We start from the raw sequence: 22,378 nt of genomic DNA on the forward strand, positions 1-22,378 counted from the left end.
TCAGGATCGTTAGAGCCTCAAACATCATTGTCACAGTCTGATTCGCTAATCGCCACTAGCGGCAACGGTTTAAAGTGTGAACTATTCGCACTGGTTCAGCTCCCAGCACGTAGTGCCCTGCTTCATGACGAGGGTGGGCAGCTCCCAGCACACAGTGCCCTGCTTCATGACGAGGGTGGTCAGCCACAACTAAGCATGGTTCGATACTTCATCGACATATGTGGGTGATTACTTGGTTACCCACTCTACTGTGCGTCTGGATAAAGTTACAGGCAGGCAAGCATCTGTCCTTGACCAACTCCGCCTTTATTCCAACGTTACGGACGGAATGTCGTGAATTTCAGCATGTGCACCAGTTTGGAGAAATGGGTTATCTCCTGATCTACATCTTTGGTGTCAGTGCCCGCCATGGCCTGATTGGCTCGCAGCGTTCTGCGCGTGTTCAGCATACCTTCGATCAGCTTCATGACCGTGTTGCGTCCACGATGATCCACAATCATGTATTTTTTGCGTGCATCCAGCTCGATCCAAACGATGTTATTAAAGGTTGTGAACAAATGTTTGCGGTACTGCTCCATATCCGTCTCATTATAATGCTCGCCATAAAAAGTATAATATCCGTGAATGTGCAGCTTCTCCGCCAGCACAGGGATAAACGGATCATGTTCCAACATGGCGTTACGTTCCATGGTTCATGCCTCCGTGGATGATCCGCAGATCTCGTTTTTTGAGATCTATTTTAACATATTGTTCAGCGCATTTCCTCTCCACTGCCGATCCTTCTACCTTTCACCCAAACTGTATCAATCTCCAAATCTTCATTCAGCAAAACGATATCTGCCTGCTTCCCCCTCGCCAGGGAACCCGTTCGGTGGTCGATACCTAGCAAACGCGCTGGCGTAAGGCTCGCTGCTCTGGAAGCAGCGCCCAGACTCAACCCTACCTCCTGCACCAGATATCGGAAACCACGAACCATGGTCAGGGTACTTCCCGCCAGAGCGCCTCCATCCTTCAAACGCGCCTCACCGTTCTTCACAATAACAGGCAGATCACCGATTTTATATTCCCCGTCCTCCAGTCCTGCTGCCGACATCGCATCGGTAATCAGCACAAGCTGATCATTCGCCTGCTTCAATTGAGCAAGGATTGATATAGCCGCAGGATGCACATGAATTCCATCGGCAATCACTTCGGCACTGATACGTGGATCACTTAACACGGCTCCTGCTGTTCCCGGCTCCCGGTGGTGCAGCGGTGTCATCGCGTTAAACGTATGCACGGCATGATGAAGTCCTGCCTCCACCGCGCGCTGTACATCCTCGTAAGTTGCATCCGTGTGCCCAAGCGCAGCCGTTATCCGCTGTTCCCGCAGCCAGGAGATGACCTCCAGCGCACCTTCTCGTTCCGGGGCAAGCGTCACCTGGCGAATGAGGCCGGGGTATTGTTTTTCCCATCCTTGCAGCCAGCTGACGTCAGGAAGCACGATGTGATCCGGATTTTGCGCGCCAGGCCACTTCGGACTGAAAAATGGCCCTTCCAAATGCACACCTTCCAGCTGAGCAAATGGCATTGCCTCCGAACGGTATCGTACTACTTCAGCCAAAACATGATCCAGACGTTCCTTCGGAGCTGTCATGGATGTCGCCAGCATCGCTGTTGTTCCCTGCGAACTATGAAATGAAGTGATCTTGTCCAGCACGTCAGGACTGGCATCCATGAAATCTTCTCCATTGCCGCCATGAACGTGGATATCGATAAATCCTGGTACGATCAAGCCTTTCCCTTGGGCAGGAAGTGATCCAGCTTCCCGACGAATCTGTTCAGGCAGAGCTTCCGGTATGCCGGCATACACGATTTTTCCAGCGCGCCAGGCAATCAGGCCGTCTTCCAGCAGTTCATCAGCAAGCAGCAGTCTGCCGCGGAGCAACGTTATCTTTTTTTCTAGCTCACCGTCACTGACTTTAGGATTGGTTTCGGTCATCTAACCAGCCTCCCTGCCGCTCGATCCAGCAATACAACGACGTTCGGATGACATTGCAGCAAGGATGCAGGGCAGGAGGTTGTAATCGGACCCATGAACGCTTCGCGGATAATCTCTGCTTTTTCTTCTCCACGGGCAATGAGCAGGATCTGTTTCGCTTTTAAAATCGAACCGACCCCCATCGTAATCGCTTGTGCCGGGACTTCGTCGATGCTATCAAAAAAGCGGGCATTCGCTTTTCTCGTCTCTTCCTTCAATTCCACCACATGTGTGCGACCCGTCAATTCCGTTCCCGGTTCATTAAAACCGATATGACCATTATGCCCGATCCCCAGCAGTTGTAGATCCACTGGCCCCCGCTCCTCCAGACGTTGCTCGTAACTATCACATTCGGCTGCTAGATCTGCAGCCTCGCTATTCGGCACATTTGTACGGGATAGATCGATGTCAATATGATGGAACAACTGTTCATTCATGAAACTGCGATAACTTTCACGATGCTCTGTAGGTAAGCCTACATATTCATCCAGATTAAAGGAAGAGGCCTGAGCGAAGCTCACCAAACCCTTTTGATACATCGTAATTAATTGCTTGTAAATACCCACAGGTGAACTTCCCGTTGCAAGCCCGAGTACGGCACGAGGTTTCGTTTGCAGCAAGCTGGCGATCAAGCCTGCACCTGTCGCGTTCAAATCTTCTTCATTTTCAAAAATACGAATATTCATCTGTCAAGCACCTCCGGTGTGATGGAAACGATAGGACTGCACATTGTGATACGACTGCTCAAGTTTAGGTATAAATTGATCAAAATCTGCACTGACCATGCCTGTAAACAAAATATCAATCACATGCAGCAGCGCAATGCGTGAAGCCATATCCCCGCGCCGCATCCCTTCTTCGAGAGAAGATGTGAACAGCGGGATATCCGATACGGTAGCGAGTGAGTTACTGCCATATGACGTCAGCGAGATGGTGGAAGCTCCAGCCTGTTTGGCACAAGTCAGCGCATCGATGGTCTCCGGTGTTTCGCCTGAGTAAGACACAGCCATCGCTACATCTCCTTGCCCCAGCGAGGAAGCGGATGTAATCTGCATGTGGGAATCGGAAAAGGCAGTACAGCTTTTGCCGATCCGCACCAGCTTCTGATAAAAATCCTGTGTAACAATGGACGACGTCGCCACACCATACAGGTCAATACGCCGGGCATGACATAACAGCTGCACTGCTTGTTCCAGCCTGCCCAAATCCAGTAAGCGTGTCGTATCCGCAATAGATGCGAGATGATTCGCTTCAATAGCCTCGACGATTTTGGATAACGGGTTACCTGCAACGATATCCTGATAGGCTGTTTCATTCGGTGCGTGTGACAGCTCGGTAGCGAGTTTCATTTTGAGATCAGGGAAACCTTTGAAGTGAAATGATTTGCAAAAACGAGTCACCGTCGCCGCGCTTGTCCCGCTCTGCTCTGCCAATTTGTTAATCGTCATACCGGGAACATCCGATGGCGATTGTAAAATCACCTCGGCGATCCGTCTCTCCTGAGACGGTAAATTGTGCAATTCTTGCTGCAACGCATGTAAGATGGCTGCCATAAGCACCTCTTTGATATTTAATATGAAAATTATTTTTATTATTTTTACAATTATAAAGAAAATAGTTTTTATACCTTTATTTTAATCAAGGCACATTGGCAAAGCAAGAGGATTTTTCGTTTGAATTGATATGCTTTATGACGTAAATCAGGTAGGCTATAACCAGATACGCTTCATTTGAAGTTTTATCACAGTCTGCTAAAGTTAATCGTATGTCATTGTTATTCATTCGCTCGTATTTGCACTCTTACTCTTACTCTTACTCTTACCTTTTCCTTAGTAACAGGAGCAGAACAAGTGACGCGTCTATATGTAATGATCCATTCGGGGATCAAAAAAGGAGCACTGCTTATGAACCGCAGACAGCGTAATAAAATCGTACCAAACATCTGGATCATTGCCGCCAAGCGTAGTGACACATCCTACAATTATTTTGCCCTCTATGCCATCGACTGGAAACGCGGAGCCAGGTTAAGCTGGGAGGGTTGGGAACGTTACGAAGACTTGTTACAATTTCAAGTGCCGATTAAACGCAAAACGGAAGGGCGCACCGTCTCATCACAACCTGCCGCTAAAATTGCTAAAAAAGCTTTGCACTTACAATTAAATAAGGCACAGTATGAGGAATTGGAGCAGCTATTTTATAAGCCGTTCTCGAGAAAAAGATGGAAAGCGTTTATGAAGGAACATAAGCGTAAAGAGGAGGTTTAATCGAAATGACCAGAAGGTGGGTTTGGATTATTGCTTCCATCGTAATTGTTGTTGTGTTAACGATCCCAGCATATATAAATTATAACGATAGGCAGAATGAGTATTATGTTTTTATGGAGAACAGTTCCGAACATATGACACAAACGTTAGAGAAAAATGATATTCCGTATCTGATTGATGAACACGGACGATTACTGATTAAAAGGAAATACGATGAAAAAGTTGTCGTCTGCTGTACATAATATTTATAAGTATATAAGTATTATGTACAGCACTACTCGTAATAAAAGTCACTTCCTTTTAACGTTGGGGGATTATGTTACACTTCGATCATCAGATTCATAGTGAGGTGAGGCCAGTGAAATGGGAGGACATTACTGAATTGCATCCGGGTCGTTTTGTGCTAGTTGAGGCAATTCAGGCGAGTTCCAATAATCAGCTGCGTCAGTTGGAGGACATGTCAGTTATTCAAGACTATGATGATCCACAAAAGGCATGGAATGGGTATAAAGAGATGCATAAACTTCACCCCACCCGCGAGTTGTATGTTTTTCATACAAGTAGAAGCGATGTTGAGGTTGTTGAGGAGTTTTTCTCAGAAGTAAGGCAACGAACATGAAGCCAAAACTTATTAACGGCTTACCTACATCACTGCTCTTATCCAATAAAACATAAAAGCCTTTCCCCATACTTCATACTGAAGGATAGAGAAAGGCTTTTGTGTTGCCTCATTTTTAACTGTAATTCGCAGGCTAAATCTTCAGTTCTCCGAGCTTGATTAGCTCTACAACTGCCTGCGAACGACCCTTAACATTGAGTTTCTGCATCACATTGGAGATATGGTTACGCACCGTTTTCTCGCTGATGAATAACTGCCCTGCGATGTCACGCGTTGTTTTGTCCTGAACCAATAATTCGAATACTTCGCGTTCACGGTGGGTTAACAAAAATTTGCTTTTATGATGATCGATACCCTTCAATGTTCACCCCTCCTTGCTCGGGTTGTGTTGGTGTAACAAGGTTAAGGGGATACAGTCAACTCATCTTATGTAAGGTCAAGGGCGTTGGTTCAGTTTTAGAAGAAAAATGGGCTGCATTTCGATGATGGTTTGTCCATATTGGTCTGTATTCATCTGCCTATAACAAAAATGCCCTTGCCATGGATAGACACCCACCTGCAAAGGCACCATTGTTCATCTCACCGTCCTACCGATTCATGCGGTTCATCATGCCACCTTCATTGTTGTTACGATTCATTAAACCATCATGGTTGCGATTCATGACGCCATCACCCAGGATACCGTCCCGGTGATGGGTGTCACCCGCGTTCGTTGGGAAAATGCGCTCCACCATCGACTGGAACGTGTCAATCATTCCGCTCACCGGCTTACCGTTACGCAGGTCGGCTGCATAGTTCTCCACCTGGCCTACGAAATCCGGGTTGGCTGACACATATACGTTCTCCACGTTTGGCGCAAACTGCTTGATTTTCGCTGATATCTTGCCTTTGATCTCTTCGGGCGTGTTGTCATCCGAACTGTCCATCATGCCTGGACGCTCACTTCTTGTGCCATACTGGCTTTCGTTCATTGGACGGGCTTTGCCACTATTCGTCAGGCCACGCATCATCCCGATTGTACCTGTACCCATCGTGCCATAAATACCACGATCATTGCCCATATGACTACGGTCTGTTGCCGTACCTGTATTCAATCCCGGGGCAATTCCGCTTGTGCTGTACGGAGACATCGTGCCTGATCCGCCATGAACACGCATTCCACCCATATCCTCATTCATCACCCCACCACGCATCGTATCGCTGGCATGATTACGCATGGTGCCATTCAGACGGCTGCTTGGTTGACCTGTTGATTTGCTACCCAGCTTACCCGCATGCCCATTCGCCAAACGAACAGCAACATAAGCATTACGGTCCGTCAACATGACGTGAGCAGACTCGACCTCCTTCATCTCGGTAATGCGTTTTGCCAGTTCGTCACTGGATCTCAGGTCTGTGACGTTGTGCATTCTGTAACTTTTCGCACGAATTCCATCCATCCCGTTGGTCTCGACGCCGTAACGGTTGATACCATGCGCTTGCTCACGCACGCTTTGTGTATGCATGTTATTATCGCGATTCCCACAACCCGTCAAGCCGGCCATTACAAAAATTGCAGTAGACAATGATAACGTAATCGCTGTTGCCTTTTTGACTGTTGGCATGTAATGTTCATCCTCCAATGTGGTTGGTTTGGTTCACATAGATAGGATGCACGTCTGCTGTGATCGATATGCTGAAAGGTTATGGCACTTTGACTTGCCAAGCTGGCTAATTATTTTTATGGTTTATGGAAGTTGTGGCACTCGATGTTTTGAGTTTCTCCGCAAACTTCTCCACTTCTTTCAGACCAGCTGCATTCATCGGATAGGCCCACCCTTCATCCGGGGTAATCACCCAGATCGTATCTGGATCCGAAGAGGTCGTCAGCAATCGATATACCGCCGTGACCGACTTCCCGTTCACTTGCTGCTCTACAGACAAGGTTGACCGAGGAATAGCCCCTTTCAAATCGGATGCTTTACGAACGTCTTCGGCTGTGGTGAGATTTTTGATTTGCCCGATCAGAGATATCGCATCTTCTGCCTTAATGGATTTCCCATTTAACGTCCAAGTGTGCTCAGATGCCGTATCCCCTTCGGCCGATGCTTTCAGCATCCAACTCGATGCTTCGCCTTCCCATTCCAGAATACGTACATTGGATTCATCCATATTATACGGGGTCGTGTCCAGCAAACTGCGTCTTGTGAGAGCGATATTGGTCACCGCATCATTTTTCACAGCCACCACTGCTCCTGAGTTCACCCGTACATAATGTGCATCGCCCGCAGGCAACTGACTGCCAATTGCAAGTTTGAATTCTCGCCCATCCTTTGTTTTGATATCCAGACGTGTAGCCTTGTTACCCAAAGCGTACTTCTCCACATCCTTCGGCGACTCTTCGACAACCATCTCCTGGTCAGCGCTACTCAGTGCATCAAGCCAGCTTCCCACACTGTATTCATTCAGCGGGTAGCCTTTCGGCTCAGCCATATGCCAGACGCCATCCTGTAGCTCTAAAGTCGACACAGCATTTGCACCTGTACTTGCAGTTTTATCTGTACCTGATTGTTCTCCAGTCCCCTCATGCAGCGTAATCGCCTGAATATCTGCTGATGATATCCCAAGAAGCTTGGTTTGTACCGCCTCTTCTTCCCGAAAATAATTCTGATTCGCTGCATACAGCCATCCTGCAATCAATATAACAACGACCACTATCGTTGGTATTAACTTTTTCATACCCGTCTGCGCCTCCACCATAAGAGTACACCGATAATCACAAATACAAGCGGGAATGCCACAATGGCTGCAAAAAATATCGTTCTGGCCTGCTGACCATTCAGATACGCAATCTCATATCCAGCCTGTACGCGTGGACGAATCGTCAGCCCGTCTTGCTTTTCACTCAAATAATTCACGGTATTCAAAATAAAATCCCGATTGCCGCCATTTGTAATTTCCGAATCTTGCATGAAAATGGATGATCCCAAAATGACCGCTTTGGGCTTGCCATCCTTCGTATCTGCGGCATAGCCGAGATCAACAGGCCCTTGAATGTCCATGTCCTTGTCATTGTTCGTTTCACTTTTCAGCAAACCGCTTAGATTTGTTTCCCCGTAACTGTCATTCGAGGAATGCATCAGCGGAGATAACTTGTACTTGTCCCGCTCCTTGCTTGTTAAAGCAATCGACAGGGACAACATTGGATACAATTTATTCTGAGCAAGCTTGTCTGTGATGGCATGACTTCCGTACTCCGGAGAGACCCACAGCGGCCCCATCGTACTGGCTTGATTATTATTCACCATAACCGCATGCTCATCAACCACACCATAATCTGCGATCAGCGCATCGATATTTTTCCAGCTGGTTTTCATATCCTCTGCAAAACCGAGGGATAATAAGAGCTTACCCCCATTGCTCATATATGTCCGCACAGCCTTAAGTTCAGAATCACTCAGATCTCGCTGTGGCCCGATAATAGCGAGTACACTCGCATCATCAGGCACTTTGCCAGCCTGGTTCAGCTGTAACTCCTCTGTTGTGACATTATTCTGTTCCAGTGAAGATCGCAAAGTCCCCATCTGATCCAGACTCAGTTCTTCATGTCCGGTCAGGAACACCATTTTTTTCGTTTCCGTAGAGGATAGGTTCATCAGTGCCTGTGTCAATTTTTCTTCACCTGTGAACTGATAAGACCCATCGCTTCCATCCCCGTTTGCGGTGAACAAGCTGGCAATGTCAATGACCTTATGCCGGTCTCCCTGCTCCAGCACAATCGAGCTGCCCGTGATCCCGTACTTGGAGGCAAGCGCTGGTTCCTGCGTTAAGTTGTACTGTTTCATTTTCAGCTTACTGCTGCGTTTCGTGTACTCCTCTACCATATCCGCCACTTCGCGGTTCAGGACCGTATTGTTTGCATTTTCCACCGTTAATACAAGAATACTCACGTCATCTTTCACATTTTTGATCGCCGTAAGTGACTGATCGGATAACGTATACTGTTTATTTGAAGTCAGGTCGAGCTGGAAACCGCCAAGCGAATTCAGGAACAGGGTTAGCAAAATAAAGATGCCAATTACCGCGACAGATAAGACGGTACTGTTGGTATGACTTAACCATTTTTTCATGTTCTCACCTCCACCGCTTCCGTTCCACAATTTGAATGCTTAACAGTAAAAACATACCCGTAAGTGTGACATAGTACAGAACATCCGGTCCGCTGAGCACACCCTTGGTAAAGTTGTCGAAGTGCTTTGTCAGCGCAAACGGATCGAGCCACTTCTGCAATGTTGACCCTGTGTTGCCTGCAAATGAATCAAGCATCCACAAAACGAGCAATATAATAAAACCCACCACCGCAGACACCATCTGATGCTGGGACAACGTGGAGGCAAACAGCCCGATTGCCATCATGCTGGCACCCAGGAAGAATAAACCAAGTGCAGACAGCCAGACAGATGTCAGATCCAGCTTTCCATAGAACGACATAATGAATGGATATACCAAACTGCACAAAATCAGGACAATCAGTATGGCGAGTGAAGCCAAATATTTTCCGAAAATAATTTCAGTCACTCGTGTCGGCGAAGTCAGCAACAGCTCGTCCGTTCCCTGCCTGAACTCCTCTGCGACGAGACGCATCGTCAATAACGGCACCACAAAAAGCAGCATGGATAGTGTATTCCCCAGTACAAGGCGGTAATCCACAATGCTCGGTTGGTAATATACAAAGCTTGAATAGAATAGCAAACTGGTCATCAGCACATATATAGCAAAAGCAAAATAAGAGGTGGGCGACAGGAAATACGCCTGCAGCTCCTTGTTACAGATCGCCATCATTCGTCTCATTTGCTTGCCTCCCCTGAATCGGAAACTGAATCCACAGAAGCTTTCGACTCCATATCATTTGTATCCTGAATCTGCTCCGCAGGGGTAGAAACTTCTTCCTCTGCTTCAGTCATTTCCGATGTCGTTAACTTCAGGAAGATTTGCTCCAGACTGAGGTTCTCTTGTTTCATCTCCAGAATAGGTAAGCCTGCACCAGACAACAGATAGAATAGTTCCTCCCGGAAATCCTCCGAAGTTCCCCCAGTAAGTCTTACTCGAACAGTCGAAGATCCATTGGAAGATGAAGATGCATTAGCAATAACTTCACTTTGCGCCTTCTCCCACGGAGTTAATACATGAAGCAACTGCTGCTCCGTAGCTTTGACTTCAAGCGACACTTTGAAACGATCTCCCATCGCAGAGCCAAGATCTTGCGGGGAACCATCTAATACCAATCTTCCCTGATTAATAATCAGCATGCGATTACAAAGTGTGCTTACCTCAGGTAAAATATGCGTACTTAACAGCACCGTATGATTTTCACCCAACTCCCGGATCAGATCCCGGATTTCAATAATCTGGTTCGGATCAAGTCCAGAGGTCGGTTCATCCAGCACCAGCAGATCGGGTTTATGTATAATCGCTCCAGCTAGTCCCAGCCGCTGTTTGTATCCTTTGGACAATCCACGCACCAGTTGTTTTTCCCTGCCCTGCAACCCCAGCCTGCTGACCATCTCACTAATCCGAAGTTTCACCTCACGCACAGGAACATCCCGTAGATTAGCGACAAATTTAAGATATGACTGCACCGTCATGTCCGGGTAAAGCGGCGGCGTCTCGGGTAGATATCCTATTTTGGATCTGACACTTCGTCCCTGATCATGAACCGATAAACCATCGACCAGGACTGAACCTTCCGTTGGATGCAGATAACCTGTAATCATACGCATCGTCGTTGTTTTGCCAGCACCGTTAGGGCCCAAAAAACCAACAATCTCGCCTCGTTCCATGGTGAAGTCCAATTGGTGCACACCGCGCTGGCCTTCATACACTTTGCTCACCTGTCTCACTTCGAGCACGTCCTTCATCCTTTCCCGTTAAAAATACCCGTGCAGCATAATCGAACACACTACACAGGAAGTTCCTTATATGATAGGGAATGTACGCTAGCCTCAGCTTAAGATCACTTAAAATAAAGCTTAATTTTTTTTGTCTAAATTGTGAACTTTTAATGTTCTACCCACACCCCGCCCTTGGGTTATACGTAACATACAGTACAGGAGAATGAGCTCCTGACCATAAGTCAGAGGGTGAATCGCGTGAAAGTATTGTTTACGTTTTATGTTCCCAGTGGCGGCGTGGATACGCTTAATCGGCTGCGGACTGCTGTGTTGAAACGCCATGGCATAGAGGCACATTTATTGTATTTAAATACAGGCTCAGGCTTGCAGAACAACAGCGACACACGCATTTTCACTGCCTCCAGCGACCAGGATATTCATCATCTGATCCACAGTCAGCACTATGATGCTATTATTACCACTTCTGATATTGCCATGCCTGGCCGATTGAGAGGACTCGGTTATAACGGTCGGATTATTTTTGAAGCACAGGGTCTCGGCACGCGGGAACAAGCACTGGAAACGATTGAAATGGCCGTCCCCTACCTTCAGGCTCACTGCGATGCAGCCGTACTGCCACCAACGGATCATCTGCTGGATATGTTCATTCATATTTGTCCATGGCTTCATCGCTTTGTCATTCCCAACATGCTGGATACGGACACATTTGCCCCACTTTCCGTAGATATCCCACCTTACCCGGTTCTTGCATGGGTCGGACGCCTGGAGCATAACAAAAACTGGCATGAATACCTTGAGATCTCCCATGCAATTATTAAAAAGAAACCAAAAGCCAGACTGTGGCTCTTCCACGATCCCACCTTGGCTAATCCGGAAGATGAAGTCATGTTCCGGCATATGCTCGCCGAGTATGGATTACAAGACCGCATCGGCATCTTTGTGAATGTTCCCCACTCACAAATGCCTACCTTCTACTCGATGGTCGCAGCTTCAGGGGGGATTATGCTGTCCACTTCATTACTGGAAGGCTTCGGTTATGCCGTAGCCGAGGCCATTAGCTGTGGCTGCCCTGTACTCAGTACAGATTCAGATGGGGTTCGTTCATTCATTACCCACAACAAAACCGGAAAATTCTATCCGATTGGCAATGTGCAAGCCGCAGTGGACGAAGCCATGGATCTGATGAACAATAAGAAGCTACGAGAATATATTCGTATTCAGGGAAGACAGCATCTGAGTTTATCCTTTTCACCCGATCGATATGCGGCCTCTTTCCGCGAAATGATGACGGCTTTGAGGATTTTTCATTAGTCAAAAAAAGGCAGTTCAGAGCATACGCTTCCTGAACTGCCTTAAATTTGTTATATATTAGAAATTTATTAATGTCCCATCATCATTGCCGGGTCGGGACTATCTCCCGTCGGCAATTCCTGTTCAACTACACGCTTCGGTTTACGCAGAATCAGGCTGAGCAGACAGCCGAACAGGGCAATACATGCAGCAAGGAAAAACGTATCATTGAAACCACTCACCATTCCGTGCACAATATCCGCTTTTTCCGTACCTGTTGTGTTACTTGTCACACGAGAGGTCAAGAAACCGGTAAGACCAGCTACCGCAAAAGAAACGACAACCTGCTGTGCTGCAGCAGTCAGTGGTGTCACACGTGCAACCAGTTTACGCGGTGCCGCATTCAGTACATGTGTGTTCAGTGGCATCATGGACAAGCCCATACCAAATCCCATCATAAGCAAGGCTGTAATAATAAGGCCAAGTCCAGTCGTTGCCGTAATGGAAGACAGAATAAACAAAGCGCCTGAAATGATACCCAGACCTACAAAGGCCAGCGGTCTTGCTCCGATTTTGTCAAACCATCGACCGCCCAGTGGCATCGAAATCCCGGAAGCAAGAGCTTGAGGTAACAGGATAAGTCCTGTCTCCAATGGCGTGTATCCTTTGATCTGCTGCAAGTAGAGCGGAATCAGAATCATGGAGCCGAACAAAGCCACTTGGGCCACCCAAGCGAGCACAATACCTCTTGAGAAATCAGATGAGGTAAACACCCGAAGTTCGAGCAACGGATTTTTCTGCCGAAGCTCTACGATAATAAACAGGATAAGTGCTACTCCGCCGACAATGACACCCGTAAGTGTTGTCGCAGACGTCCAGCTTGTGCCGCCTTCACTTACACCATAGGCCAACATGGAAAATGCAATGGGTGCAAGAATCATGCCCAGCAGATCCAAAGCCGGTGTACGTCCACGATCTGTGTCCGGTAAGAAACGAACACACAGAATGAAAGCTGCGATACCGATCGGCAGATTAATCAGGAAAATCCAGTGCCAGCTAACCGATTCGATGAACCAGCCAGACAATACCGGCCCCAGCGCTGGAGCAAGCAGCATGGGAATACCAAGCATTCCCATGATAGAACCTCTACGTTCCGGCGGAGCCAGACGGAATACCATAGCCATCCCGATTGGAGCAACCATGCCGCCTCCAAGTCCTTGAATGACACGAAATAGAATTAATTGCTCAGGTGATTGGGCAATGGAACACAATACAGAGCCAAGTGTAAACATGGCAATCGTGAACAGAAATACTCTTTTGGCCCCGAAACGGTCGGTCAGCCAACCTGCCAGTGGGATTACCGCGGATAAGGCCAATGTATATCCTGTTACTGTCCATTGAATCGTTTTCAGATCTGTCTCGAAGTACTGGACAAGATTGGGAATAGCTACGTTAACTACCGTGCTGTCCAGAATAACCATAATCATTCCGACGATAATGGATAGAAGGGGCAAGATGATCGTCTTGAGTGAAAATGCCTCGTTCTCCTGCGCTACTGATGTTTGTTGTTTCACGAACTCACTCTCTTTTCCGGCGTCACGACGGCATCGGGATTAACCGAGGTGCGGACTGCCTATAAATACGTTTTTTCAAACCATCGTTTTAAATCATTGTTTTAAACTTTCGTTTTATACTGGTTTAATTTTAATGAAAATACCTTTGCTGTCAAGCTATTTTTCAAAGGATATCTTTGTAAGAAAGCAAATACAAAAAAGGAGCAGGGCTCCTGCCTGCTCCTTACGTTGATATGTTGTACTTTATTCACCATTATTCAACTTATTTCATACCCTTGCTTACATTACACACGGGGTACCACTAACACATTAATCCGCAAGTTTCACCATTTGGTGCTCTGAAAGCACACCGATGAGCTGCCCGTTCTCACTGCGACAATAGATGCGAATCACCAGATGATTCGGCTTAGAGCTATTGCTTATAATCCTCAGCTCACTGATCTCATACGACACATTCAGACCACGAATAACATGGCTGTTACTCGCCACCTCCGAGCTTGAATTCACATGAAACAGATATCGGTATTGTTCTCCGTATGTGCCCGCTGCACCAACGTATACATCCGGGCCTTCTCCGTCACCGACATAAGCCACCTCTACATCCATGTATTTGACAGGAATATAGGTCTGAAGCAGACTCTCATGCATCTGAATGATATATGCCGCCATCTCGTATCCCCCCTGCGGAGCCCGAATTCTTCCGAATTTCTCCCTGTAGACAGGATATGCTGCGTCTCGTCCATTGGCATGGACAATCACCCAATTTTATAGATTTGTAAGCAATGCCCGGCCTTACTCCCCACTTATTTCATAGAATAACAGGATAGGAGTTCGGCCTGTGCAGGCCGTGACAAGGAGGTCGTCATGAGAGTTCTACTCGTTACGTATTGGGAACTTACACATATGGGGGGCATCTGGACATACATCAAACAGCTCGCCGACAGACTTACTGCCCTAGGTATAGAAGTGGATATTATGGGCACAAACAGTGCCAGAAATGAAGTATATGTCCGTAATCTGAACCGTTCTTTCTCGAAAAACCTGGTATGGCCCATGCTGCAAGCCAAGCTGAACCCAACCGACCTGCCGCAATTCACAGCCGATCCCCTGCTGGCTTATTACGAGTTGAACAGATATGCCTTTGAGATGGCTGCTGCCCATCTGGGGGTGGAGCATTACGATGTCATCCATGCACAAGACCCCGTGGCAGCTGTCGCAATCAAGCGCATCTTGAAGCGAAACATTCCTCTCGTCACCAGTTACCATGGAGCACTCGCCCGTGAAGCGTTCTATGATGCACAGAACTCCAACCCGCAACTGACACTGCCAGACTATCTTCGATCCAAAAGAGGACGTTATTTCCTCTCCCTGGAGCAGCGAAGCGCCGCACAATCTGAATTGATTCTCGTGTCGAGTCATTGGATCAAAAGCACGGTGGCTGAACTCGCGGTGCCAGAGTCCAAATTCAGACAGATTCCGTATGCTGTCGATCTGCCGAACTATCGTAAAGCAGCGGCTGCCAGGTTCCCCCATCGTGCACCGGCTGGCAAGAAGGTCATTGCTTTTACCGGAAGACTTGAATATATCAAAGGGGTGCATGTGCTGATCAAGGCGCTCGCCAACCTGAAGAAAAAACGTTCGGATTGGGTGTGCTGGATTGCAGGAGAAGGCAATCTGCTGGATGAGTTGCGGGGGCAGGCTTCTAATGCTGGCATTACCGAAGATATCGTGTTCTGGGGCAAGCTGGACAACATCCCCTCTTTTCTTAAACAGGCAGATATTTATGTGCAGCCCAGCCTTCAGGACACACAGCCTTTTTCGGTTACCGAGGCGCAACTTGCGGGTGTTCCCGTCATCGTCAGCGGCACAGCGGGCATGCCCGAAATGGTTGAACCCGGCCTCACCGGCTGGGTCGTGCCTACACAGGATGTCGATTCTCTCAGCGAGCTGTTGCATGCCTTACTTGAAGACGATGTAACCCGTAAAAAGGTAGGAGCAGCCGCCAAATCCTGGGCAGAACAGCATCGTTCTCTGGAAGAAATGGGATTACGTACACTGGATGTATATCAAGAAGCGATCTATAGAGGAGGACTCCGGGCATGACCTTACTTGTTCCAAGTGATCTGTATAACCGCTGGTTTTCCGTTCCCGTCTCCACGCCCCACATTGAAGTGGACTATGAGACGATGAACGCACTCATGCAAAAGCTTCCGAAAGGATATGTGTTTCCCGATCCGGTATCGATGGTTATTTTGAATGAGAAAGACTGAGAGATTAAGATACGGGTAAACACTCACGGCTATCGTGCAGACATGAACAAAAAGAAGCCACAGAGTATAATCTGCAGCTTCTTTTTTCATATTCAATTCCATACTTGAATTCGATTCATACCTAAACTTTATTTAACCATCAGGCGCCCTCAATCCGACGCCAGCTTCGAATACATATACAGATCATTAAACGTTTCTCCAGAACCTGATCCTGCTCCACTTCCCACTCTCTCGTAAGATCTCAACGTGCCTTCCCGCGTAAAAACAAGCTTCTCCAGCAGTTTGATCGAATTCACGTTATGAGGGTTAACCTTCGCTTCAAGCCGGTGTATTCCCAGCGATGTGTAACCATGATCTAACAGAGCAGTAACGGCTTCCGTGGCATATCCTTTGCCCCAATAAGCCTTAGCAAGATCGTATCCGATCTCTGCTCTGGCCTGTTCAAAATCCAGGGAATTGTAACCACAGGAACCCAAGATTGCACCAGATTGCTTCTCAATGATGGAGAATCGGATTGCCTGCTTATCCTCCGTAAGATTAGCCAGCAGCTGAATCATCTCTAACGCTTGTTGTTCATCCGAGAAAGGAGATATATTCATAAATCGAGCTACCTCTGGATCGGACCATACCTGAAACAGCTCAGCCGAGTCAGATTCCTTCATTTGACGCAAATGCAGTCTTGTCGTGTGTAATTCGGTAATCAATACGTTAACCTCCATTAATCATAGTTTAATAGTCTGGTTATCCAATATTGATATCTGCGCATCGTTCATTCCCTTCTATGTATACGTCACCGTACATTATACTTGAAGTTCACCTTTCATGCCCGCTACCCGCAGTTTTCCACTCCACACTCATCTGTTTCATCTCTCAAAAAAGAAGAGCGTGCGCCCTGCAGCAGCTAAAGGGCTGCAGGTTAGGTCTCGCTCCCCATGTTCAGTATTTCATCCTGCTCAACCACTTGGCTCTGCAGAACACCACTCGTTAATTACTTCCAATACCCGCCTACATGCAGCAAATTGAGCAAAGTCGGACGGTGTTTCTCCTGAACACGCTCCATCTCCGCGACCAGTTCCTTGAAATGACGCTTTGTTCCCATCGACTCATGCAGCCGATAACACATTAGAGGTTCATTGAAATAAAACAGCTCATACAGCGGGAACAGCCTCAACCACATCTCATAATCATGTGTATACCGAAAATCGGTGTCAAACACTCCAAAACGCTCAAACGCCTCCATCTCCACCATTACCGTACAGCCATTGATCGGACAGCCTTCCATCAGCACCTGCAGCATCTCCAGACGACTTCCCACCTCGGGCTGCACCGTATCCAGCCATTCGCCATGTTCGTTGACGTAATGATATGCTCCGTGACAGAACGAAGCGTTGACATCAAGCATGAACTTTAACTGCTTTTCGACCCGATTCAGCAGCATCACGTCATCCGAGCTAAGCCACACAAAATAGTCCCCTGTCGCGTGTTTGATGCCCTCGTTAAGTGCGGTCGCTGTACCACCATTTTCTTTGCGAATGTACTGAATCTGATCCATCATCGGCTCCAGTCGCTCCACATGTTTGGTTGAACCATCATCCACCACAACCACCTCAATATGGGGATACGTCTGGTGAAGGGCACTGTGAACGGCCTGCTCGATATACGGACAATTGTAAAAAGGAATCACGATCGATACCTTCGGCTCCATCCGAGCACCCCCTTCCTCCACAAATCTCTACTGCAAACTATTGCATCTTCTCCAGTATATGAGGCTTCCAAGCAGCGGTACCCCCTGACATGAAAACTCATTGATTACATACATCCGGTTACTTATCCCTTTATTTCCCTTGTAAAAGGCTACGCCAAACAGACCGCTATTCAGCACGCAGTGCGGCTTCATAACGGCCCCGTTCGCTACCCGCCAAGCGTAGCAATACGCTGCAATAACGGTTCGCGGTACCTGGACCAGACCATGGATGCTTCTCTGCCGATCACATCCGCATGACGTACCGAGCCCATCCCCCCATGCCAGCGATACGCCGTAAGCGGCTCATTCAGGTACGGGAAGCGATGACCATTAAGCAGCATGCGCAGCCAGAGATCCAGATCATGTGTGTAAGGCAATAGCTCATCAAACAACCCCACGCCGCTAAACAGATCCTTACGAATCATGACCGTGCATCCATTAACCGGATTGCCACCATTAAACCGGCGCAGACAGTCCAGTTCGGACATCGGCTCTGGTCCGCCATGCATTTTGGTAACCGCCGAATGTTCGTTGATATAATGAAAATTCGTATGGGACACCAGCACATGTTCACGCTGCATGAAATCAAGCTGGTAACGAATTTTGTCAGGGTAAAAGAAATCATCTGAACTCAGCCAGGCCACATAATCCCCCGAGGCATGCCGAATGCCATGATTCAGTGCGGAAGCAGTTCCCCCGTTACTTTTGCCAAGCACGTTGATATGCGGCAGATAAGGCTGGAGCAGCTCCGCATGCCTTGTGGAGCCGTCGTTGACGACAATGATCTCCACCTCAGGATAGGTTTGATCCAGCGCACTCTGGATCGCCATCGGCACGTAGGGGCAATTGTAGAACGGAATCACAATGGATACTCGCGGAATCATCCTCTCGTCCTCCCTTGCTGGGCACGAACATCACTCAAAATATCCCGCAGCGAAGCCTCAAACGGGATCTGCGGCTGCCAGCCCAGCTTGCGCAGTTCCGACATTTTCTCCTGCTTCCCTGCTCCGTCCGGCCCGGATGAAGCGCCATCCCAGCGGATCGGTACGTCTGCTTCTGTCATGGACAACAGCAGATCGGCGATCTCGCCCAAGCTACGCTCCACCCCGGACACCACCGGATACACTGTACCGCTAGTGCCATGCAGTAGTAAGGCAGAGTACGCCCGAACCGCATCCCTTACATCCAGAAAATCACGCGTATTATCCCGCCCGGACAGACGGAATGCTTCGGTTTTGCCCGTCTGCTCACAGGCAACTACATGACGGGCGAGCAGAGAGCAGATGCCTGTGGACGGCCCGGCTCCGATCAGATTACCCGGTTCGGCCAGCATAATCTGCTGACCGAATAGAGACATCCACGACAGGGACACCATCTCCTCCAGCGCTTTGCTCAAGCTGTACGGATGAGGCGGCTGAGGGATACGTCCTGGCGCCGGGGTGTATTTGAGCCTTGAACCTACAATGACGGTTCGAGCCTCCGGACAGCTCCGCAATGCATCTAGCAGATACAACACCGCCATGACGTTGGTTTCGAGCACGAGCAGCGGATCTGCCCAGGAATCTGGCACCGAGTTTTTGCCAGCTAGATGTAATACATATTCTGGCTGAACCTGCTTAATCAGTTCGCGGACTTGAAGCTTGTTATTCAGATCACAGACATATACACCCACATTCTCACCAAAGGAATATACATCCGGTCTGCGGACGACCGCTGCAACCCTCGCTCCGATGTTCTGAAAATAAGTTACAGCATGTCGTCCCGTAAAACCGGAAGCACCTGTAATCAGTACTTTTTTACCCGTCAGCTCTGCTCCATCCATAATGCCAGCTCCTTCAGCATAGTTGAATAGTCCGGCAGGTCTGTCTTCACATCCTCACGGGTGGATACCAGCGTGCGATCCTGCACCATGCTATCATCCGGTACAATCTTCACATCCTGCTTGTTCCAGACCTGCTGGAACAGCACAAGCAGATCATGTTTGCTGACCGGCGCAGGATGAGCAAGATGGATCAGGCCACTGACCGGAGAAGCCAGATAGTGGTCTACCCATTTGGCAAGCTCAAGTGTGGTTACGCCATTCCAGAAGACACGCGTATACCCGCCGACCTCACCCGTGCTGGACATAAACCACTGCATTAGACCAATACCACCCTGCCGGATTTCAGGCCCAATAATGGAAGTCCGAATGGTCAGATGTCCTTCATCCTGCACTTCACCCAGTGCTTTTGTAATCGCGTAGGAGGACGTACCGTCTGTCACATCATCCTCCCGGTATGCCCCACGATCCCCGCTGAACACACAATCTGTGCTGATGTGGATTAGACGTGCACCGATCGAATCGGCCATCCGCCGCAGACGATGCGGCAGAAAACCATTGATATGATAAGCACCAATTTTATCCTCATCCGCAAAGCTGTTCAGCACACCAACTGCATTAATGATGACGTCCGGGTGCACCGCTTCTACAAGCCTGTCGACCATGAAACTGTCATTCACATCCAGGATCAAACCATTCGGGTCAGTCACGTCCCGAGTGGTGTAGAAGACGCTATGCACACCTTGACGGCGGAAATAGTCGACCAGAATATGGCCGGCCATTCCGTTTCCCCCAAGAATCAGCAGCTTCATGACAGAAACCCTCCGCGCTTCAGAATCTCACGAATCTCCTCTTTCGTCATCAGCTGATGTTCGGAACTAAAGCTGCTGTAAGGCACAGGTGGGCAGTTGGTATAATGCTCCCGCAACCCTGGAATACCGAGAGTAGGCAAAATCACCAGATACTGTTCGTCGTAGACAACGGTGGTCATGCTCTCGAATTCACTCATCAGTATTTCATGGATTTTTTCGCCCGGGCGAACACCACGTTCCACAATCGCTACGTTTTCCACACCGGAATCCTCAATCAGCACCTCGGCAAGATCAACAATCTTGCACGTTGGCATCGTCATGACAAAGATCTCTCCGCCAACACTTTCCACCGAAGCTTTGAACAGTAGTTTAATCGCGTCCTTGAGTGTAAGAAAGAACCGGGTCATGCCCATATCCGTAATGGATACCTGCCCTTTTTGGCGAATCTGGTTTTTGAACAGGTGTACTACACTGCCGTTGGTGCCGAGCACATTGCCGCCCCGTACCGTAACAAACTTGGTATCACTGTGCAGCAGGTTCGCATAAACAATCAATTTTTCGCCGATTGCCTTGGTCATGCCGTAAAAGTTCGACGGATTGGCCGCTTTGTCGGTCGAAATATAAATGACTTTCTTCACTTTATTTTCAATCGCCGCTTCAATAACATTCTGTGTGCCGATCACGTTTGTTTTGAGTGCTTCATATGGCTGGTCTTCACATACCGGTACATGCTTAAGTGCAGCCAGATGGAAAACATAGTCCACATGCTGGCAGGCTGCCGTCAAGGCGTCCTTGTCACGAATATCGCCAATGCGAAAATGAAGGCGCGAGTCTTCGAAATCACGGCTCATAGCTACCTGGCTGGACTCGTTGCGGGAGTACACAATAATTTCTTTTGGCTGCTGGGGCAACAGTTGAGCGACAAGCTCATACCCCCATGATCCCGTACCGCCAGTCACGAGTATACGCTTATTTTCAAACATGCATTTTCCCTCCAAGCAGAAATTTGACCACTTTACTGGATACATCTGTTGCCTTGTAACCTTGCGGACAATCCCAATCATTCGGCAGTTTGGTCATCACGTTCACACAATCCGCAATTCGAGCCGCATCCAGGCCGGAGACCACATTACTGCCGCAGTCCACCGTTTCCGGACGTTCTGTCGTACGGCGCATCGTTACGGTGGGCACCCCCATGATGCAACACTCTTCTTGAACCGTTCCGCTGTCTGTGAGCGCACAACGTGCATGGCGCTCCAGCATGACAAAGTCGAAAAATCCAAAGGGCTCATGGAATTCCACCAGCGGATGCATCTCCAATTGAAGATGCTCAGCAATCCGAATCGCCGTCCGCGGATGAATGCTGCAGATCACACGTTGCCCATGCTCCTCGGCAACCTGATTCAGCCCTTTCATGATCTCCAGCAGATGAGGGGCATGATCCACGTTTTCAGCCCGATGAGCGGTGACGAGAAAATAGTGTCCGGGCTTCAGTTTGAGCTTTTTCAAAATTTTGCTGGCATTAACCTGTGCGCTGTAATGTTCCATCACCTCGTAGATCGGGTTGCCCGTAAGCACAATACGGCGGCTGGGCACACCTTCACTGACGAGATGTTTCTTGCTCTGTTCGGTGTACGGCATATTAATGGTGGAAATCGCATCAATAACGCGGCGGTTTTTTTCCTCCGGCACATCCAAATCAAAGCAGCGATTCCCCGCCTCCATATGAATAACTGGAATGCCCATACGTTCAGCAAGTACGGCACACAAGGCACTGTTCGTGTCTCCAAGCAAGAGCACCTTGTCGGGCTTCTCCTGCAGGATCAAGTCTTCCATCTGTGTATACATGGAGGACAGTTGTCGTCCCAATGAGGCAGCTTCATCCTGAAGAACGTAATCCGGGGCACGCAGACCCATTTCCTTGAAAAAAAGACCGCTGAGACTTTCTGTGAAGTTCTGTCCCGTGTGTACCAGAATATGTTTGGACGCGTACTGGTCCAGCTTGGAAATGATCAGGCTGAGCCGAATAATCTCAGGTCTCGTGCCCAGCACCGTCATGATCTTCATCGTCATCC

At 48.4% G+C, this 22,378-nt stretch carries 25 protein-coding genes; 6 read left to right on the forward strand and 19 right to left on the reverse strand.

What is annotated here, in order from left to right; genetic code table 11:
* Window positions 1-317: 317 nt before the first annotated feature.
* The 4 genes from ACUTVW_RS21655 to ACUTVW_RS21670 form a co-directional block, all read right to left on the reverse strand.
* Window positions 318-689: a hypothetical protein gene (locus ACUTVW_RS21655; RefSeq protein WP_445647665.1), complete on the reverse strand. Its 372-nt coding sequence runs from the start codon at window positions 687-689 to the stop codon at window positions 318-320.
* A 62-nt stretch (window positions 690-751) separates the two neighbouring features.
* The gene (nagA, locus tag ACUTVW_RS21660) at window positions 752-1,981 is read right to left on the reverse strand and encodes an N-acetylglucosamine-6-phosphate deacetylase (protein ID WP_445647666.1); all 1,230 of its coding nucleotides are present in this window, start codon (window positions 1,979-1,981) and stop codon (window positions 752-754) included.
* Window positions 1,978-2,706, reverse strand: coding sequence for a glucosamine-6-phosphate deaminase (gene nagB / locus ACUTVW_RS21665; protein WP_445647667.1), 729 nt, complete (start codon window positions 2,704-2,706; stop codon window positions 1,978-1,980). The genes nagA and nagB overlap by 4 nt, the downstream gene beginning before the upstream one ends.
* 3 nt (window positions 2,707-2,709) lie before the next feature.
* Window positions 2,710-3,573: a MurR/RpiR family transcriptional regulator gene (locus ACUTVW_RS21670; protein WP_445647668.1), complete on the reverse strand. Its 864-nt coding sequence runs from the start codon at window positions 3,571-3,573 to the stop codon at window positions 2,710-2,712.
* Between the two features lie 297 nt (window positions 3,574-3,870).
* On the opposite strand from ACUTVW_RS21670, the gene ACUTVW_RS21675 reads away from it, so the two are divergent.
* From ACUTVW_RS21675 to ACUTVW_RS21685, 3 genes are all read left to right on the forward strand, one after another.
* Window positions 3,871-4,284: a hypothetical protein gene (locus tag ACUTVW_RS21675; RefSeq protein ID WP_445647669.1), complete on the forward strand. Its 414-nt coding sequence runs from the start codon at window positions 3,871-3,873 to the stop codon at window positions 4,282-4,284.
* Window positions 4,285-4,289: 5 nt separating this feature from the next.
* The gene (locus ACUTVW_RS21680; protein ID WP_445647670.1) at window positions 4,290-4,526 is read left to right on the forward strand and encodes a hypothetical protein; all 237 of its coding nucleotides are present in this window, start codon (window positions 4,290-4,292) and stop codon (window positions 4,524-4,526) included.
* Between the two features lie 116 nt (window positions 4,527-4,642).
* Window positions 4,643-4,903, forward strand: a complete 261-nt coding sequence (locus ACUTVW_RS21685; RefSeq protein ID WP_445647671.1) for a hypothetical protein — start codon at window positions 4,643-4,645, stop codon at window positions 4,901-4,903.
* A 133-nt stretch (window positions 4,904-5,036) separates the two neighbouring features.
* Here the strand turns inward: ACUTVW_RS21685 and ACUTVW_RS21690 are convergent, their stop codons facing one another.
* The 6 genes from ACUTVW_RS21690 to ACUTVW_RS21715 form a co-directional block, all read right to left on the reverse strand.
* Window positions 5,037-5,264 (reverse strand): helix-turn-helix domain-containing protein, encoded by a 228-nt coding sequence (locus ACUTVW_RS21690; RefSeq protein ID WP_090919235.1) that lies wholly within the window; start codon window positions 5,262-5,264, stop codon window positions 5,037-5,039.
* A 226-nt stretch (window positions 5,265-5,490) separates the two neighbouring features.
* Window positions 5,491-6,507 (reverse strand): YhcN/YlaJ family sporulation lipoprotein, encoded by a 1,017-nt coding sequence (locus ACUTVW_RS21695; protein WP_445647672.1) that lies wholly within the window; start codon window positions 6,505-6,507, stop codon window positions 5,491-5,493.
* A 106-nt stretch (window positions 6,508-6,613) separates the two neighbouring features.
* Complete coding sequence (locus ACUTVW_RS21700; RefSeq protein WP_445647673.1) at window positions 6,614-7,621, reverse strand: DUF4340 domain-containing protein; 1,008 nt, start codon at window positions 7,619-7,621, stop codon at window positions 6,614-6,616.
* Window positions 7,618-9,012, reverse strand: coding sequence for a GldG family protein (locus ACUTVW_RS21705; RefSeq protein WP_445647674.1), 1,395 nt, complete (start codon window positions 9,010-9,012; stop codon window positions 7,618-7,620). Before ACUTVW_RS21705 ends, ACUTVW_RS21700 begins: the two co-directional genes overlap by 4 nt.
* Before the next feature lie 4 nt (window positions 9,013-9,016).
* Window positions 9,017-9,733, reverse strand: a complete 717-nt coding sequence (locus ACUTVW_RS21710) for an ABC transporter permease subunit (RefSeq protein WP_445647675.1) — start codon at window positions 9,731-9,733, stop codon at window positions 9,017-9,019.
* A complete protein-coding gene (locus tag ACUTVW_RS21715; RefSeq protein ID WP_445647676.1) occupies window positions 9,730-10,800 on the reverse strand; it encodes an ABC transporter ATP-binding protein in 1,071 nt (356 codons plus the stop codon). The genes ACUTVW_RS21710 and ACUTVW_RS21715 overlap by 4 nt, the downstream gene beginning before the upstream one ends.
* Before the next feature lie 231 nt (window positions 10,801-11,031).
* On the opposite strand from ACUTVW_RS21715, the gene ACUTVW_RS21720 reads away from it, so the two are divergent.
* Window positions 11,032-12,105 (forward strand): glycosyltransferase family 4 protein, encoded by a 1,074-nt coding sequence (locus ACUTVW_RS21720; protein WP_445647677.1) that lies wholly within the window; start codon window positions 11,032-11,034, stop codon window positions 12,103-12,105.
* 68 nt (window positions 12,106-12,173) lie between these two features.
* Here ACUTVW_RS21720 and ACUTVW_RS21725 read toward each other — a convergent pair whose 3' ends face one another.
* Both ACUTVW_RS21725 and ACUTVW_RS21730 read right to left on the reverse strand, forming a co-directional pair.
* Entirely contained in the window at window positions 12,174-13,658 is a 1,485-nt protein-coding gene (locus tag ACUTVW_RS21725) for a DHA2 family efflux MFS transporter permease subunit (RefSeq protein WP_445647678.1), read from the reverse strand.
* A gap of 309 nt (window positions 13,659-13,967) precedes the next feature.
* Window positions 13,968-14,327, reverse strand: coding sequence for a hypothetical protein (locus tag ACUTVW_RS21730; protein ID WP_445647679.1), 360 nt, complete (start codon window positions 14,325-14,327; stop codon window positions 13,968-13,970).
* 195 nt (window positions 14,328-14,522) lie between these two features.
* Here ACUTVW_RS21730 and ACUTVW_RS21735 point away from each other — a divergent pair, with 195 nt between their 5' ends.
* Together ACUTVW_RS21735 and ACUTVW_RS21740 are read left to right on the forward strand one after the other, a co-directional pair.
* Window positions 14,523-15,761: a glycosyltransferase family 4 protein gene (locus ACUTVW_RS21735; protein ID WP_445647680.1), complete on the forward strand. Its 1,239-nt coding sequence runs from the start codon at window positions 14,523-14,525 to the stop codon at window positions 15,759-15,761.
* Window positions 15,758-15,928, forward strand: a complete 171-nt coding sequence (locus ACUTVW_RS21740) for a hypothetical protein (RefSeq protein WP_167375712.1) — start codon at window positions 15,758-15,760, stop codon at window positions 15,926-15,928. Before ACUTVW_RS21735 ends, ACUTVW_RS21740 begins: the two co-directional genes overlap by 4 nt.
* A gap of 149 nt (window positions 15,929-16,077) precedes the next feature.
* On the opposite strand, the gene ACUTVW_RS21745 is transcribed toward ACUTVW_RS21740, so the two are convergent.
* The 7 genes from ACUTVW_RS21745 to wecB form a co-directional block, all read right to left on the reverse strand.
* The gene (locus tag ACUTVW_RS21745; protein ID WP_445647681.1) at window positions 16,078-16,632 is read right to left on the reverse strand and encodes a GNAT family N-acetyltransferase; all 555 of its coding nucleotides are present in this window, start codon (window positions 16,630-16,632) and stop codon (window positions 16,078-16,080) included.
* A 284-nt stretch (window positions 16,633-16,916) separates the two neighbouring features.
* Window positions 16,917-17,633, reverse strand: coding sequence for a glycosyltransferase (locus tag ACUTVW_RS21750; protein ID WP_445647682.1), 717 nt, complete (start codon window positions 17,631-17,633; stop codon window positions 16,917-16,919).
* A gap of 206 nt (window positions 17,634-17,839) precedes the next feature.
* The gene (locus ACUTVW_RS21755) at window positions 17,840-18,556 is read right to left on the reverse strand and encodes a glycosyltransferase (protein ID WP_445647683.1); all 717 of its coding nucleotides are present in this window, start codon (window positions 18,554-18,556) and stop codon (window positions 17,840-17,842) included.
* Window positions 18,553-19,494: an NAD-dependent epimerase/dehydratase family protein gene (locus ACUTVW_RS21760; protein ID WP_445647684.1), complete on the reverse strand. Its 942-nt coding sequence runs from the start codon at window positions 19,492-19,494 to the stop codon at window positions 18,553-18,555. Before ACUTVW_RS21760 ends, ACUTVW_RS21755 begins: the two co-directional genes overlap by 4 nt.
* Window positions 19,476-20,303: a dTDP-4-dehydrorhamnose reductase family protein gene (locus ACUTVW_RS21765; protein WP_445647685.1), complete on the reverse strand. Its 828-nt coding sequence runs from the start codon at window positions 20,301-20,303 to the stop codon at window positions 19,476-19,478. Before ACUTVW_RS21765 ends, ACUTVW_RS21760 begins: the two co-directional genes overlap by 19 nt.
* On the reverse strand, window positions 20,300-21,286 hold the full coding sequence (locus ACUTVW_RS21770) for a polysaccharide biosynthesis protein (protein WP_445647686.1): 987 nt from the start codon (window positions 21,284-21,286) through the stop codon (window positions 20,300-20,302). The genes ACUTVW_RS21765 and ACUTVW_RS21770 overlap by 4 nt, the downstream gene beginning before the upstream one ends.
* Window positions 21,279-22,370, reverse strand: a complete 1,092-nt coding sequence (gene wecB / locus ACUTVW_RS21775) for a non-hydrolyzing UDP-N-acetylglucosamine 2-epimerase (protein ID WP_445647727.1) — start codon at window positions 22,368-22,370, stop codon at window positions 21,279-21,281. The genes ACUTVW_RS21770 and wecB overlap by 8 nt, the downstream gene beginning before the upstream one ends.
* Window positions 22,371-22,378 lie beyond the last annotated feature (8 nt).

The organism is Paenibacillus sp. TSA_86.1 (genome assembly GCF_052691815.1).